The following is a 14,075-nucleotide window of genomic DNA, read 5'->3' on the forward strand; positions in this document are numbered from 1 at the left end:
ATATAATTCAAACCATGAACACACAAGCCATGTCCCCGGAACACTCCCCCCTGGGCAAAACCGTCAGCTATCAGGATCATTACGATCCCAGCCTGCTGTTTCCGATCCCGCGCCAAGTCAAGCGCGATGAAATCGGCGTGGACGCCGCCGCGCTGCCGTTTGCCGGCGTGGACATCTGGACCGGTTTCGAACTGTCCTGGCTCAATGCCCGCGGCAAGCCGCAGGTAGGCATCGCCACCTTCCGCATCCCGGCCGACAGCCCTAGCCTGATCGAATCCAAATCGTTCAAGCTCTATCTGAACAGCTACAACCAGACCCGGATGGCCGGCCTGGACGCGCTGCGCCGCCAGCTTGCCGACGACCTGTCCGCCGCCGCCGGCAAGCCGATAGGCGTCGACATCATGCTGCCGCAGCAGTTTGGCGGCGAAAGCATTGTCGAACTGGCCGGCGACTGCATCGACGATCTGGACATCGAAGTGGACAACTACGCGCCCTGCCCGCAGATTCTGCGCGCCGACGCCGGCGACATCGTCAGCGAGACCCTGTGCAGCCATCTGCTGAAATCCAACTGCCTGGTCACCGGCCAGCCGGACTGGGGCAGCGTGCAGATCCGCTACACCGGCCCGCGGCTGGACCTCGAGGCGCTGCTGCGCTACCTGATAGGCTTCCGCCAGCACAATGAATTCCACGAGCAATGCGTGGAACGCATCTTCACCGATCTGCTCCGCGCCTGCGCGCCCAGCCGGCTCACCGTCTACGCACGCTACACCCGTCGCGGCGGGCTGGACATCAACCCCTTCCGCAGCAATTGCGGCGAGATGCCGGTGGGCAACAGCCGTACCGCGCGGCAATAATATTTTTCTAAGCGGGAAAAGCGAACAGGCCGGCAAATGCCGGCCTGTTCGTCATTCTGGAAACGATGATTAATGGATCTTAGAGCCTGTTCAAAGTCTCGCGAGCTAGAGCGAGACAAGGCGAAAACGGTTGAAGAAGCGGAATGTACAGGTGGTACATGAGCATTCTGAAAGCGTTTTTAACGCCCTTGTCTAACTATTCCGCCGACGCGTAGCAGATCGTAAACAGGCTCTTAAGGATAGAACCAATAAAGGCTATACCCCATCGCATGCACCTTGCCGGCATCCAGCCGCATGGTGACCTTGACCTCGCTATTGGAATTGAAATGGCCAAGCTTGAAATCATCGGCCTTCAAATACTCCTTGGGCGCGAACACCTTGCGGATCAGCACCTGGTCGTCGGAGTCCTTCAGCGTCACTTCCAGCATCGGGTAGGCCTGGGAGTAAGTGGCGTGGTTTTTCAGCGTGGCGGATAGCTGGATCAGGTTGGGATAGTCCGGCACGAAGGCGAGCTCGGACCATTCGGTGCGCACGCGGGCGATATCGGTGGGCCAAGGCACCGCGCAACCCATGCCCACGCACAAGGCCTCCAGCGTCGGACGCAATTCCGGCACTTCGGCCGCGATGCGGGTGCGGTTGAAGTAGACCAGCTGGCCGGCCAACACCAGCACGCCAAACACGGAAACCAGCACCGCCAGCGCCGTCAGCAGCGGGTTGCGCCGGCGCGGCGCGTCCTCATCCGCTTCCGGCTCCTGCGCCGCGCTGGGCGCCGGTTTCCACTCCGGCTCCGGTTCGCGGCGCTCGAACGGCCGTTCCGGCTCGATGACGGCGGCCGGCGCTTCCGGTTCGGCTTGCGGCTCGGCGCGGCGACGGTTGCCGAACACTTCCGGCGTCGGCTCTTCCAGCACGGCGTCTTCCGCGCCGAAAGGATTGCCCAGCGGCGCGCTGACATGGCGGTTCTGCATCGCCTCGGCCAGCGCGCGCTGGAACTCCTCGACATCGGCGCGCGCGGCCGGCGTTTCTTCCTGCGCCGGCAGCGGCGGCGGCATCAGCAACTCGTCCGGCGGCGGGGCTTCCGCGCCGGCGCCCGGGTCGAAATCCGGCACTTCCAGTTCGAAATCGTCCAGTGCCTCGCTCTGTTGGGCGGGCGGCAGAACAGGCGGAGGAGCCGCGGCGCGCGGAGGCTCCGGCGGCGGCGCGTCCGCCACCACGAAATACTCGGTGGCGTTGAACACGTGCGAACAGCGCCCGCAGCGCACCAAACCATTGGCGGCCGCTAACTGGGCGTCATTGACCTTGAAGCGAGTCTGGCAACTGGGGCACTGTGTCGTATATGTCATACCGTGGGGCGTCGGATTCCTGTCAGTCTGGTCCATCCTTCGTCGAACACCGGAGCGTCCATCTGGAACCACTGTTCATAGATGGCGGACAGCTCTTCGGCCTGTTCGGCGAGAATGCCTGAAAGCACGATTCTACCACCGGTTTTGACATGGCTAGCCAGCAACTGGCCCAGCATGCGCAGCGGATTGGCCAGGATATTGGCCAGCACCACGTCGTAAACCGCTTCCGGGTTCTGGTCCGGCAGGCAGAAATCGGCCTTCACCTGGTTCTGCTCGGCATTGTCATGGCTGGCGCGCACCGCTTGCGGATCGATGTCCACGCCCAAGGCCGAGGCCGCGCCCAGCTTCAGCGCGGCGATGGCGAGGATGCCGGAACCGCAGCCGTAGTCCAGCACGCTTTCGCCGCCCTGCAGCTGGGCATCCAGCCATTGCAGACACAAGCGGGTGGTGGGGTGGCTGCCGGTGCCGAAGGCCAGGCCCGGGTCCAGTTGCAGATTGACCGCGTTGGGCGCCGGCGGCTCGTGCCAGGTCGGCGTGATCCACAGACGGTCGGAAATGCGGATAGGGTCGAACTGCGACTGGGTCAAACGCACCCAATCCTGCTCCTCCACCCGCTCCACGCTATAGCCCGGCAGCGTCAGCTCGCAGGCGGTGGCGGCGGCGGCGATCAGCAGCGCCACGTCGGCCGCTTCATCAAACAGGGTGATGATGCGGCTGCGGCTCCACAGCTTGTCCACCGGCTCGCCGGGTTCGCCGAAGATGGGCTCTTCGCGCTCGGTGCCGGCAAACGCGTCCTCGATCGCCGTGGACAGCGCGCCGGCGTCCATCAGCGCGTCGGCCAGACGCTCGGCTACGGTTGACTCAGCGTCAATGGTGGCTTGCAGCCATGCCATCAGGCTTCCCCTTTTTTCTGTTCGGCCAAGCGGTGCTCCAGGTAGTGAATGCTGGTGCCGCCGCGCTGGAAGGCCGAATCCAGGAACAATTGCTGGTGCAACGGGATATTGGTCTTGATGCCGGAAATCGAGATTTCCGACAGCGCCACCCGCATCCGCGCCATTGCCTGATCGCGGGTATCGCCATAGGCGATCAGCTTGCCCACCATGGAATCGTAATGCGAAGGCACGGTGTAGCCCTGGTAAATATGCGAGTCGATGCGGATGCCCGGGCCGCCGGCCGGGTGGTAGCTTTCGATCTTGCCCGGCGACGGCACGAAGGTGAACGGATCCTCGGCATTGATCCGGCACTCCATCGCATGGCCGCGCAGCACCACGTCCTTCTGTTTGTAGCGCAGCTTTTCGCCGGCGGCGATGCGGATCTGCTCCTGCACGATGTCGATGCCGGTGATCATCTCGGTCACCGGGTGCTCAACCTGCACGCGGGTGTTCATCTCGATGAAGTAGAACTCGCCGCGCTCGAACAGGAATTCAAAAGTGCCGGCGCCGCGGTAGCCGATGCGACGGCAGGCTTCGGCGCAGGCCTCGCCTATCTTCTGACGCTGCTTGTCGGTGATGCCCGGAGCCGGCGCTTCCTCGATGATCTTCTGGTGGCGGCGCTGCATCGAGCAGTCGCGCTCGCCCAGGTAGATGGCGTTGCCGTATTCGTCGGCCAGGATCTGGATTTCGATGTGGCGCGGCTCTTCCAGGAATTTTTCCATGTAGACGGTGGGATTGCCGAACGCCGCGCCGGCTTCGGTGCGGGTCATCTGCACCGAATTGATCAGCGCGCCCTCGGTATGCACCACGCGCATGCCGCGACCGCCGCCGCCGCCGGCGGCCTTGATGATCACCGGGAAACCGATCTTCTTGGCGATCTTGACGATCTCGGCCGGATCATCCGGCAGGGCGCCGTCGGAACCTGGCACGCAAGGCACGCCGGCCGCGATCATCGCGTTCTTGGCCGATACCTTGTCGCCCATCTCTCGGATGGTGTCCGGGCGCGGGCCGATGAACACGAAGCCGGACTGCTCCACGCGCTCGGCGAAGTCGGCGTTTTCCGACAGGAAGCCGTAACCCGGGTGGATGGCCTGGGAATCGGTGACCTCGGCGGCGGCGATCAACGCCGGCACATTGAGGTAGCTCTTGCCGCTGGGCGCCGGTCCGATGCAGACCGACTCGTCGGCCAGCTTCACGTACTTGGCTTCGCGGTCGGCCTCGGAATGCACCACCACGGTCTTGATGCCCATTTCGCGGCAGGCGCGCTGGATGCGCAGGGCGATTTCACCCCGGTTGGCAATCAGAATTTTTTCAAACATGGAATTCTCCGCTGGCGGGCTCCGCGGCCGGCCTTGTCGCCGGCGCGGCCGGAGCCGCCAATGCTGTCTTGGCAAACAACAAGGGCACAGACGCTGCGCCGTGCCCTGTTGCTAAGCCTGTCGTTTGGCGCTTACTCGATGATGAACAGCGGCTCGCCGAATTCCACCGGTTGGCCGTCCTCGACCAGGATGGCCTTGACCACGCCGGAGCGGTCGGCTTCGATCTCGTTCATCAGCTTCATCGCTTCGATGATGCACAAGGTATCGCCGGCGTTCACGCTCTGGCCCACCTCGATGAAGCTCTTGGCACCCGGGCTCGGCGAACGATAGAAGGTGCCCACCATCGGCGACTTCATCGCGTTCTTGTCATTGCTGACCGGCGCGGCGGCCTCGGCGGCCGGAGCGGCCACAGCGGCGGCTTGGGCGTTGGGCACTTGCAGAGCGGTCATCGGTTGAGCGTAGGCCATCTGCGGCGCGGCGGATACGCGGGTGATGCGGACTTTTTCTTCCCCCTCGGTCACTTCGAGTTCGGCAATGCCGGATTCCTCGACGAGATCGATCAGCTTCTTGAGTTTACGGAGATCCATTGATAATCCTTCGAGTGGGATATTCGGTAGAGTGGGTCAGGCCTGCGCGGCAAGACGCCAGATGGCGTGCGCAAGCGCCAGTTCATAGCCGTGGGCGCCGAGTCCGCAGATCACGCCGACCGCGAGGTCGGAGAAATACGAATGCTGACGGAACGGTTCGCGGGCATGAACGTTGGAAAGGTGGACTTCTATAAACGGCAGCTTCACCGCCGCCAGCGCATCGCGCAAGGCGACGCTGGTATGGGTGAAAGCCGCCGGATTGATCAGAATGAAAGCGGTGCCGTCATTCAGGCACTGCTGCACGCGATCTATCAGTACATACTCGGCGTTGCTCTGCAACGCGGACAACTCAAACCCCGCGGCGCTAGCCTGCTGTTCCAGCCGCTGGTTGATATCGTCAAGCGTTTCCCGGCCGTAGTGCTGCGGCTCCCGCTGTCCCAGCAGGTTGAGGTTGGGGCCATGCAACACAAGGATTTTTCCGGTCAAAGCCTGCTCCTGTTTATCATCTTGGGCGCGAGTTTGCCGCAATTCGCTGCAAGATGTCTAGCTTTTGCGTCATTTCAAACAGCCGTTTGGATGCAAAACGGCGACACGACTCGAGTCAAAGCACTAGTATCCACGGGCGTTTTTCCGCCTGGCAAGTTTTTACCAACTTGCCGAAAATCGATGTTGATTCAGCGCAAATCCCGCCATACCCCGCACAAGCTGATGCCGGCCGGCGGCGGCACGGGTATAATTTGCCGATTCTGAATCTTTTACGTCTTATGCAGCTTTCCGACTTCGACTACCACCTGCCCGAGCAACTGATCGCCCAGCACCCTCCGGCGGAGCGCGGCGCCAGCCGCTTGTTGCACGTTGCCGGCCAAAACCGCGCCGACCTGCGCTTCAGCGACTTCATCGACCACATCAGCCCCGGCGACGTGATGGTGTTCAACGACACCCGCGTGATCAAGGCGCGGCTGTTCGGCGAAAAAGCCAGCGGCGGCAAGGTCGAGGCGCTGATAGAACGCGTGCTGGACGCGCACACCGCGCTGGCCCATGTGCGCGCCTCCAAATCGCCCAAGCCCGGCACCCGGCTGATCTTCGCCGAACGCTGGGAGGCCGAGATGGTAGAACGTCACGGCGAGCTGTTCAAGCTGCGCTTCCTGGCCGAGGACAATCTGTTCGACATCCTGGAAGCCTCCGGCAAGCTGCCGCTGCCGCCTTATATAGAACGCGGCGCCGGCGACGAGGATGACGAGCGCTACCAGACCGTCTACGCCCGCGAGCGCGGCGCGGTGGCCGCGCCCACCGCCGGCCTGCACTTCACCGAAGACATGCTGGAACAGCTGCGCGCCAAGGGCGTGCACCTGGCCTACGTCACCCTGCACGTCGGCGCCGGCACCTTCCAGCCGGTGCGAGTGGACAATATCGCCGAGCACAAGATGCACAGCGAAATCTACGAAGTGCCGGAAGCCACCCGCGCGCTGATCGCCGAGGCCCACGCCAGCGGCCGCAAAGTGCTGTCGGTGGGCACCACCAGCATGCGCGCGCTGGAATCCGCCGCGCGCGGCGGCGAACTGGCGGCCGGCTGCGGCGAAACCGACATCTTCATCACCCCGGGCTACCGCTTCCGGGTGGTGGACCGCCTGCTGACCAATTTCCACCTGCCCAAGTCCACGCTGCTGATGCTGGTGTCGGCTTTCGCCGGTTACGAGGAAATGCGCGCCGCCTACCAGCACGCGGTGGAGCGGGAATATCGCTTCTTCAGCTATGGCGACGCCATGCTGCTGGAACGCAAAGACTGATACGCGGCTTGACCGTTTAGGAGCACCCATGTCCGGACTCACCCCTGGCGCAGCGGCGCCGCAGGAAATCCAGCTTCACGCGGTATCGCGCGTGCTGGAAATCAGCTTCGACGACGGCGCGCGCTTCGAACTGCCCTGCGAATACCTGCGCGTCTACTCGCCTTCGGCGGAAGTGCGCGGCCACGGCGCCGGCCAGGAAGTGCTGCAAGTGGGCAAGCGCCATGTCGCCATCACCGCGCTGGAGCCGGTGGGCCATTACGCGCTGAAGATCACCTTCGACGACGGCCACGACAGCGGCCTCTACAGCTGGCAATACCTTTACGAGCTGGGCGCCAAGCGCGACCAGTACTGGCAGGATTACCTCAACCGCCTCGCCGCCGCTGGCGCGAGCAGGGAGTGACCATGGACAAGACGACCCACTTCGGCTTCAAGACCGTTGCCGAAAGCGAAAAAGCCGCCAAGGTGGCCGATGTGTTCCACTCGGTGGCCAAGAAATACGACGTGATGAACGACCTGATGTCCGGCGGCCTGCACCGGGTGTGGAAGCACTTCACCCTGACCACCTCCGGCGTCAAGGCCGGCGACAAGGTGCTGGACATCGCCGGCGGCACCGGCGACCTGTCGCGCGGCTGGGCCAAGCGCGTGGGCAAGAGCGGCGAAGTGTGGCTGACCGACATCAACAGCTCGATGCTGACCGTGGGCCGCGACCGGCTGCTGGACGACGGCCTGGTGCTGCCGGTGTCCTTGGCCGACGCCGAGAAGCTGCCCTTCCCCGACAACTACTTCGACGCGGTGTCGGTGGCTTTCGGCCTGCGCAATATGACCCACAAGGACGCGGCGCTGAAGGAAATGTGCCGGGTGCTGAAGCCGGGCGGCAAGCTGATGGTGCTGGAGTTCTCCAAAGTGTGGAAACCGCTGTCGCCGTTCTACGACTTCTACTCCTTCAAGGCGCTGCCGGTGATGGGCAAGCTGGTGGCTAACGACCCCGACAGCTACCAGTACCTGGCCGAATCCATCCGCATGCATCCCGATCAGGAAACGCTGAAGCAGATGATGCTGGACGCCGGCTTCGGCAAGGTGGATTACCACAATATGAGCGGCGGCGTGGTGGCGCTGCACAAGGGCTACAAGTTCTAAGAACCTGTTTACGATCTGCCGCGCGCCGGCGGAGACCTTGCGCGAGCGTCCGCTTCGAAATACTCATGCGGCGCACGGAGACTCCACGCCTGGTCTCGCCCTAGCTCACGGGATCGTGAACACGCTCCAAGCCCCCCTTAACCATCCACGCACGGAGACAGCGCATGGGCATCCAGATAGCCGCATTCAACCACCTGTTGAACCAGCACCCGGCGGTGCGGGCGGAACTGGCCGCGCACGCCGGACGGCGCATCGCCGTGGCGCTGCCGCCGCTGCAAGTGGCCGGCGTGCTCACCGATGAAGGCTGGCTGGCCGCCTGCGAGGGCGAGCCGGAAGCCACCGTCCGCCTCAAGCACGCCGCCGCGCTGGCGGCGGTGGCCGGGCGCGACCCGGCGCTGAACGATGTCCAGTTCAGCGGCGACGCCGAACTGGCCGCCGCCGTCGGCCGCCTGCTGGGCCGCCTGCAATGGAACGCCGCCGAGGACCTGTCGCGGCTGGTGGGCGACACCGCCGCCCAGCGCGCGGAAACCCTGGCGCGCGGCCTGCTCGGCTTCAAGGGCCAAGTGGCCTGGCGGCTGGCCGCCAACTGGGTGGAGCACCTGCGCGAGGAAACGCCGGTACTGGCCAGCCGCCGGCTGGTGCAAGGCTTCATCGCCGAAGTCGACGCGCTGCGCGACGACGCCGGCCGCCTGGAAAAACGCCTGGCGCGGCTGCGGGCCGCGCTGCAACAAGAACAGACAAAGGCCTGACGGCACATGCGGATTTCGCGCTTCTTCAAGATCGTTTCCACCTTCTACCGCTTCGGCCTGGACGACTTCCTGGAAGGTCACTCCAAACTCGGCATCGTCCACAAGCTGTTCGGCCTGCTGCCGCTGCGCCGCGACACCAGCGCGCCGCTGCCGCAACGGGTGCGGCTGGCGCTGGAAAGCCTGGGCCCCATCTTCGTCAAATTCGGCCAGGTGCTGTCCACCCGCCGCGATCTGCTGCCGCCGGACTACGCCGACGAACTGGCGCGGCTGCAAGACCGAGTGCCGCCCTACGACGGCCTGCTGGCGCGCGAGGTGATTGAACGCAGCCTGGGCCGCAAGGTGGACGAACTCTACCTCGACTTCGACAACACCCCGGTGGCCAGCGCCTCGGTGGCCCAGGTGCACAAGGCCTGGCTGCGCCAGCCCGATGGCGGCCGCGGCCGCGAAGTGGCGGTCAAGGTGCTGCGCCCCGGCATCCAGCCGGTGATCGAGCAAGACCTGGCGCTGATGGCCACGCTGGCCGGCTGGGTGGAAAAACTGTTCACCGACGGCAAGCGGCTGAAGCCGCGCGAAGTGGTGGCCGAGTTCGACAAATACCTGCACGACGAACTGGACATGATGCACGAGGCAGCCAACGCCTCGCAGCTGCGTCGCAACTTCAAGAACTCGGACATGCTGATCGTGCCCGAGGTATTCTACGACTACACCAGCCGCGACGTGCTGACGCTGGAATGGATGCACGGCATCCCGGTGGGCCAGGTGGACCGGCTGCGCGAAGCCGGCGTGGACCTCACCAAGCTCAGCCGCTACGGCGTGGAAATCTTCTTCACCCAAGTGTTCCGCCACGGCTTCTTCCACGCCGACATGCACCCGGGCAATATCTTCGTCGCCGCCGACGGCCGCTACATCGCGCTGGACTTCGGCATCGTCGGCACCCTGACCGACACCGACAAGCACTACCTGGCGGTCAACTTCCTCGCCTTCTTCAACCGCGACTACCACCGCGTCGCCACCGCCCACATCGAATCCGGCTGGGTGCCGAAAGACACCCGCGCCGAGGAACTGGAAGCGGCGGTGCGCACCGTGTGCGAACCCATCTTCGAAAAGCCGCTGTCGGAAATCTCCTTCGGCATGGTGCTGCTGCGCCTGTTCGAAACCAGCCGCCGCTTCAATGTGGAAATCCAGCCGCAACTGGTGCTGCTGCAAAAGACCCTGCTCAATATCGAAGGCCTGGGCCGCCAGCTGGACCCCAATCTGGACCTGTGGGACACCGCCAAACCCTTCCTGACCAAGTGGATGAACGAGCAGATAGGCTGGCGCGGCCTGCTGCGCACGCTGAAGCACGAAGCGCCGCAATGGGCCACTACCCTGCCCACGCTGCCGCGCAAGCTGAATGACGCGCTGTCCTCCGCCAACAGCGAGCTGCTGATCAGCGGCTACATCCAGCTGATGCGGGAACAGAAGCGCCAGAACTGGCTGCTGGCGCTGATCGCCATCCTGCTGGCGGCCTTGCTGTTGAAAAACTGGCTCTGACTCACAGCTCGCGCAGCGCCGTGCCCTCCGCCGGCTTGCGCAGCCAGCCCTCCAGCAGCTTGTAGCTGTCCAGATCGAAGGACGGCGCCCCCTCCAGCGGGCCGCCGTCGCCCTGGCGCGAACCCAGATAGCACCAGCGGTCGAACACATGCTCGGCGCGCTCGCCGGTCACCTCATCGGTTTCCACCACCGCGATCGCGCCGGCGAACGGCCAGGCCTTCACCTTCAGCTTGGCCAAGGCGCCCAACAGCCGGATATTGTGCACCTCCGCCGGCTCGCGGCCGATGCAGGCGCCGCGGCAGCGGCCCAGCTTCAAAGCCGCGCACGGCGCACCCTTGCGGCTGGTCACCGCCTCCACCCCCAATACCGACTGACACAGCGCGTTGCCCAGCGCGATTTCCGCCAGAATCTTGCGCGCCTCGCGCGCATGGCGGAACAAACCGTACAAATCCGCGGTGCGACTGAAATCCAGCTCGCGCGCGTACACCACCTTGGGACGGGTGAAGCCACCCTCCGTCTCCAACTGAATGGAACACAGCTCCGGGCTCAGCTTGCCGCGGTGATTATGCTGCGGCTTCAAGGCGTGGATCAGCCGCAGTTCCAGCAAATGCGCGCCGAACTCGCCCAGTGTCTCCCGCCACTCCACCCGGCCGATGGGCTCGCCGATATGCACTTCGCGGCTCTTGCCGCCGCCCTTGACCGCGGCGAAATGCGCCAGCACGCGGGTGCGCAGATTGCTGCCCTTGCCCACGTACAAGGGCTTGCCGTCCTCGCCGTACAGCGTGTACACCCCCGGCACATCCGGCAGCAGCTCCAGCTGCTCCTGCAAGGCCGCCGGCAGGCCGGCCAGTTCCGGCGGCGCGGCCAATACCGCCGCCATCGCCGCGCCCACGGCCGCCGCGCCCAGCTCCTGATTGGCGATGCCGAGGAAACGGTGCACCGCCTCCGCGTCCGCCAGCGCCCGGTGCCGTTCCGGCAGGCGGATGTCGTGGCGCTCGATCAAGCTATCCAGGCTGTGCTTGAAAAACTGCGGATACAAGCGGCGCGACAGCTTCACCGTGCACAGCGACTGGCTCTGGAAGCGCAGGCCGGCGCGGCGGAATTCGTTCTTCAAAAAGCCATAGTCGAAACGCGCGTTATGCGCCAGGAACAAACGGCCGGACAACATCGTCAGCAAGCGTTCCGCCAGATCGGCGAAGCTCGGCGCCGCCGCCACCATGGCGTCGGAAATGCCGGTCATGTTCTCGATAAAGGGCGGGATGGGCTGGCCGGGATTGACCAGGGAGCTGAAGCGCTCCACCCGGTCGCCGTCGATCAGGATCACCCCCACCTCGGTGATGCGGTCGCGGCTGATGTGGCCGCCGGTGGTTTCCAGATCGACGATGGCGCAAGGCTGGGCAAACAGAGGATTCAATATCTCGCTTTCGGAGGCGACGCGCGGCTCGCGGCGCGGGGACTCATGGGGATGCTGATTACACTATAGCCGCCGGCGGCCGGCGACATCGATCGCGGCATTCTACCGCAAGCGCTACTTCGCCTTCACCACCGGCACCTCATTCCAACGCGTGGTATAGGCCGGCGACAGCAAATCCTGCTTCATCTTCCAGCCCTGCTCCAGGCCTTCGGCCAACAGCTTGACCGTGCCGCGCCCCATGCGGCGGTTGATCGCATCCATCGCCGCCATCAGGCGCTGGCTCTTTTCATCCTCCGCCGGCCCGGCGAACAGATCGCCCTGCGCCTTGTCCGCGTCCACCAATTGCCAGGCCATCACCCCGCACTTCTGATAAGTGGCGCCGGGCCGCCATAAACGCTCCAGCGCCAACAAGGCCGCCTTCACCAGCGCGCGGCTATCGGCGCTGAGCGGCAGCAGCGGCACCACCTCGCTATCGCTCTGCACCGTGCCCAGCTGGTACACGCCGCGCTGCAAACTCACTTGCAGAAAAGTGGCCAGCGAGCCCTGGCGCCGCAAGCGCTCCGCCACCATGGCCGCGTGCATCGCCACCGCCTCGCGCGCCTCCTCCAGCCGCGTCACCTTGTGGCCGAAGGAACGCGTGGACATCAAGGACTGCCGTGGTGGCAACGCCTCTTCCAGGCTCAGGCAGGACAGGCCGTCCAATTCGTCGGCGATGCGCGCCACGGTGACGCCGAAACGGCGGATCAACCAATCCCGGTCCGCCTCCGCCAGCGCCGCCGCGTGGCCGATGCGCTCCAGCCGCAGCTTGGCCGACAGCTTGCGGCCCACGCCCCAGATCTCCTCCACCGGCACCATGGCCAGCAAGGCCAGCCGCTCGCTCGCGTCCAGCGCCTGCAAATTCATCACCCCGTCGCGGGACGGGTCCAGCTTGGCCAGGTGGTTGGCCAGCTTGGCCAAGGTCTTGCTGGGGCCGATGCCGACGCACACCGGCAAGCCCAGGCCGCGCAACATCGTGTCGCGCATCTGCTGCGCCAGCCGCGTCGGTTCCGGCTCGCCGCTGATGTCCAGGAAGCACTCGTCTATCGAATACACCTCCTGCGCGCGCGCGAAGCCGGCCAGCAGACGCATCGCGCGGCCGGACAAATCGCCGTACAGGGTGTAGTTGGAGGAAAACACCGCCACCCCCAATTGCTCCAGCCGCGCCCGCTGCTGAAAATAGGGCGCGCCCATCGGCACGCCCAAGGCCTTGGCCTCGGCCGAGCGCGACACGATGCAACCATCGTTATTGGACAGCACCACGATGGGCACGCCGGCCAGGCGCGGATTGAATACCCGCTCGCAGGAGGCATAGAAGGAGTTGCAATCGACTTGGGCGTAACAGGATGGCATGGCGGCGCGCGGCGGCTTGGGGATCATTGCAGTGTAGCGCCTGAGCGCGGCCGCGCGCGAGCGCGATCATGAGGCGGCAGGCGCCGCCCCTTTACGGTTCAAGCGATCAGGCCTCGCGCAGGCTGCGCGCCGTCTCTTCGCGGATCAGGTCCAGCGCATTGTGGTACTCGTCCAGCGCCCAGCGCGCCAGCCGGCACACCCCGGCGGCCTGGGCGCCTTCCTCCGCCTCCGCCTGCGTGCCCAGCCGCGTCGCCACTTCCAGCGCCGGGCGCAGCATTTCCAGGGCTTCCAACCCCAGTTGGCTGGCTTCCAATACGCGGCCCAGCAATTGCTGCCGCGTCACCGTTTCGCACGCTTGACTCATGGTCTGCCCTCCTGTGACGAGGACTTCGGATTAAAAGAAAGGGAAAGGGGAAAAGGGAAGAATCGCATCGCGGCCTCCATGTCGTTTCCTGAGAGAAGGCCTGCCCGGACAGCAGGTTTGAGCAGGCACGTGACAAGGGTAGAAGACCGGTTTACTAGACCAAGACCGGCAGCCACAAGGGCTCCTTGCCACGGCCTGCCCCGAATGAGCATGACGTGGCAGCAGGCGTAGCTGTATCCAGTCGGACGCGGCTAGCCTGCGGTCTAGTAATTCGATTGGGCTTCTACTCCCGGCGCAGCGTTATTCGGCGCAGCGCGAGGCTCAGGGTACTGAGGCGGGCCGGGAGCGTCAAGAGAACGCGGGCCTCAAGGCAAGCCAGGAAACAATGCTTGAGCAGTCCCCGCCGCCCGAGGCACGCAAAGGTTCGAGCCGAAGATTTCGCCCCCCGTCTGATCTCAATGAAAACGGACGCGCGATCCCGCCTCCCTGTTGGCCCGGCACGACAACCGCGGCCGGCCCATGCGCGGCCGGCTAAATTTTTTTGGAAAAAGGATTGACACTTAAAAAGCGAATCTATAGTATTCCGCTTCTCGCAAGACACAACGTCTCGCGAAACAGCGCACCCGTAGCTCAGTTGGATAGAGTATCTGGCTACGAACCAGAGGGTCGG

The 14,075-nt window shown here is 64.6% G+C and carries 14 protein-coding genes; 6 read left to right on the plus strand and 8 right to left on the minus strand.

Going from position 1 to position 14,075, the window contains the following annotated elements:
* Positions 1 to 14 precede the first annotated feature (14 nt).
* A complete protein-coding gene (gene queF / locus ACE3QM_RS08380; RefSeq protein WP_374421377.1) occupies positions 15 to 854 on the plus strand; it encodes an NADPH-dependent 7-cyano-7-deazaguanine reductase QueF in 840 nt (279 codons plus the stop codon).
* A gap of 233 nt (positions 855 to 1,087) precedes the next feature.
* On the opposite strand, the gene ACE3QM_RS08385 is transcribed toward queF, so the two are convergent.
* The 5 genes from ACE3QM_RS08385 to aroQ all read right to left on the minus strand — a co-directional run bounded on the left by ACE3QM_RS08385 (position 1,088) and on the right by aroQ (position 5,518).
* Complete coding sequence (locus tag ACE3QM_RS08385; RefSeq protein WP_374421378.1) at positions 1,088 to 2,194, minus strand: DUF3426 domain-containing protein; 1,107 nt, start codon at positions 2,192 to 2,194, stop codon at positions 1,088 to 1,090.
* Positions 2,191 to 3,087 carry a 50S ribosomal protein L11 methyltransferase gene (gene prmA / locus ACE3QM_RS08390; protein WP_048409250.1) on the minus strand — a complete coding sequence of 299 codons (897 nt, stop codon included), beginning with the start codon at positions 3,085 to 3,087 and terminating at the stop codon, positions 2,191 to 2,193. The genes ACE3QM_RS08385 and prmA overlap by 4 nt, the downstream gene beginning before the upstream one ends.
* Entirely contained in the window at positions 3,087 to 4,445 is a 1,359-nt protein-coding gene (gene accC / locus ACE3QM_RS08395) for an acetyl-CoA carboxylase biotin carboxylase subunit (RefSeq protein ID WP_231460912.1), read from the minus strand. The genes prmA and accC overlap by 1 nt, the downstream gene beginning before the upstream one ends.
* A 131-nt stretch (positions 4,446 to 4,576) precedes the next feature.
* Complete coding sequence (accB, locus tag ACE3QM_RS08400) at positions 4,577 to 5,032, minus strand: acetyl-CoA carboxylase biotin carboxyl carrier protein (RefSeq protein ID WP_048409248.1); 456 nt, start codon at positions 5,030 to 5,032, stop codon at positions 4,577 to 4,579.
* 36 nt (positions 5,033 to 5,068) lie between these two features.
* Positions 5,069 to 5,518 (minus strand): type II 3-dehydroquinate dehydratase, encoded by a 450-nt coding sequence (aroQ, locus tag ACE3QM_RS08405; RefSeq protein ID WP_374421379.1) that lies wholly within the window; start codon positions 5,516 to 5,518, stop codon positions 5,069 to 5,071.
* Positions 5,519 to 5,796: 278 nt separating this feature from the next.
* Here aroQ and queA point away from each other — a divergent pair, with 278 nt between their 5' ends.
* From queA to ubiB, 5 genes are all read left to right on the plus strand, one after another.
* A complete protein-coding gene (gene queA, locus ACE3QM_RS08410) occupies positions 5,797 to 6,819 on the plus strand; it encodes a tRNA preQ1(34) S-adenosylmethionine ribosyltransferase-isomerase QueA (protein WP_231460913.1) in 1,023 nt (340 codons plus the stop codon).
* A gap of 28 nt (positions 6,820 to 6,847) precedes the next feature.
* Entirely contained in the window at positions 6,848 to 7,219 is a 372-nt protein-coding gene (locus tag ACE3QM_RS08415) for a gamma-butyrobetaine hydroxylase-like domain-containing protein (RefSeq protein WP_048409246.1), read from the plus strand.
* Positions 7,220 to 7,221: 2 nt separating this feature from the next.
* Positions 7,222 to 7,956 carry a bifunctional demethylmenaquinone methyltransferase/2-methoxy-6-polyprenyl-1,4-benzoquinol methylase UbiE gene (gene ubiE, locus ACE3QM_RS08420; RefSeq protein ID WP_048409245.1) on the plus strand — a complete coding sequence of 245 codons (735 nt, stop codon included), beginning with the start codon at positions 7,222 to 7,224 and terminating at the stop codon, positions 7,954 to 7,956.
* A 164-nt stretch (positions 7,957 to 8,120) separates the two neighbouring features.
* Positions 8,121 to 8,705: an SCP2 domain-containing protein gene (locus ACE3QM_RS08425; RefSeq protein WP_374421380.1), complete on the plus strand. Its 585-nt coding sequence runs from the start codon at positions 8,121 to 8,123 to the stop codon at positions 8,703 to 8,705.
* A 6-nt stretch (positions 8,706 to 8,711) separates the two neighbouring features.
* The gene (ubiB, locus tag ACE3QM_RS08430; RefSeq protein WP_048409243.1) at positions 8,712 to 10,238 is read left to right on the plus strand and encodes a ubiquinone biosynthesis regulatory protein kinase UbiB; all 1,527 of its coding nucleotides are present in this window, start codon (positions 8,712 to 8,714) and stop codon (positions 10,236 to 10,238) included.
* 1 nt (position 10,239) lies between these two features.
* Here the strand turns inward: ubiB and ACE3QM_RS08435 are convergent, their stop codons facing one another.
* The 3 genes from ACE3QM_RS08435 to ACE3QM_RS08445 all read right to left on the minus strand — a co-directional run bounded on the left by ACE3QM_RS08435 (position 10,240) and on the right by ACE3QM_RS08445 (position 13,405).
* Positions 10,240 to 11,652, minus strand: coding sequence for an exonuclease domain-containing protein (locus ACE3QM_RS08435; protein ID WP_374421381.1), 1,413 nt, complete (start codon positions 11,650 to 11,652; stop codon positions 10,240 to 10,242).
* A 114-nt stretch (positions 11,653 to 11,766) separates the two neighbouring features.
* Positions 11,767 to 13,068: a Y-family DNA polymerase gene (locus tag ACE3QM_RS08440; protein ID WP_374421382.1), complete on the minus strand. Its 1,302-nt coding sequence runs from the start codon at positions 13,066 to 13,068 to the stop codon at positions 11,767 to 11,769.
* 79 nt (positions 13,069 to 13,147) lie between these two features.
* Positions 13,148 to 13,405 (minus strand): hypothetical protein, encoded by a 258-nt coding sequence (locus tag ACE3QM_RS08445; protein ID WP_048409241.1) that lies wholly within the window; start codon positions 13,403 to 13,405, stop codon positions 13,148 to 13,150.
* Positions 13,406 to 14,075: the final 670 nt, after the last annotated feature.

Origin of the sequence: Chromobacterium sp. (assembly GCF_041912965.1) — a bacterium.
Taxonomy (GTDB): Bacteria; Pseudomonadota; Gammaproteobacteria; order Burkholderiales; family Chromobacteriaceae; genus Chromobacterium; species Chromobacterium aquaticum.

Coding starts and splice junctions, on each gene's coding strand:
- queF (WP_374421377.1), top strand. CDS start 15: ATGAACACACAAGCCATGTCCCCGGAACACTCCCCCCTGGGCAAAACC.
- ACE3QM_RS08385 (WP_374421378.1), bottom strand. CDS start 2,194: ATGACATATACGACACAGTGCCCCAGTTGCCAGACTCGCTTCAAGGTC.
- prmA (WP_048409250.1), bottom strand. CDS start 3,087: ATGGCATGGCTGCAAGCCACCATTGACGCTGAGTCAACCGTAGCCGAG.
- accC (WP_231460912.1), bottom strand. CDS start 4,445: ATGTTTGAAAAAATTCTGATTGCCAACCGGGGTGAAATCGCCCTGCGC.
- accB (WP_048409248.1), bottom strand. CDS start 5,032: ATGGATCTCCGTAAACTCAAGAAGCTGATCGATCTCGTCGAGGAATCC.
- queA (WP_231460913.1), top strand. CDS start 5,797: ATGCAGCTTTCCGACTTCGACTACCACCTGCCCGAGCAACTGATCGCC.
- ACE3QM_RS08415 (WP_048409246.1), top strand. CDS start 6,848: ATGTCCGGACTCACCCCTGGCGCAGCGGCGCCGCAGGAAATCCAGCTT.
- ubiE (WP_048409245.1), top strand. CDS start 7,222: ATGGACAAGACGACCCACTTCGGCTTCAAGACCGTTGCCGAAAGCGAA.
- ACE3QM_RS08425 (WP_374421380.1), top strand. CDS start 8,121: ATGGGCATCCAGATAGCCGCATTCAACCACCTGTTGAACCAGCACCCG.
- ubiB (WP_048409243.1), top strand. CDS start 8,712: ATGCGGATTTCGCGCTTCTTCAAGATCGTTTCCACCTTCTACCGCTTC.
- ACE3QM_RS08440 (WP_374421382.1), bottom strand. CDS start 13,068: ATGATCCCCAAGCCGCCGCGCGCCGCCATGCCATCCTGTTACGCCCAA.
- ACE3QM_RS08445 (WP_048409241.1), bottom strand. CDS start 13,405: ATGAGTCAAGCGTGCGAAACGGTGACGCGGCAGCAATTGCTGGGCCGC.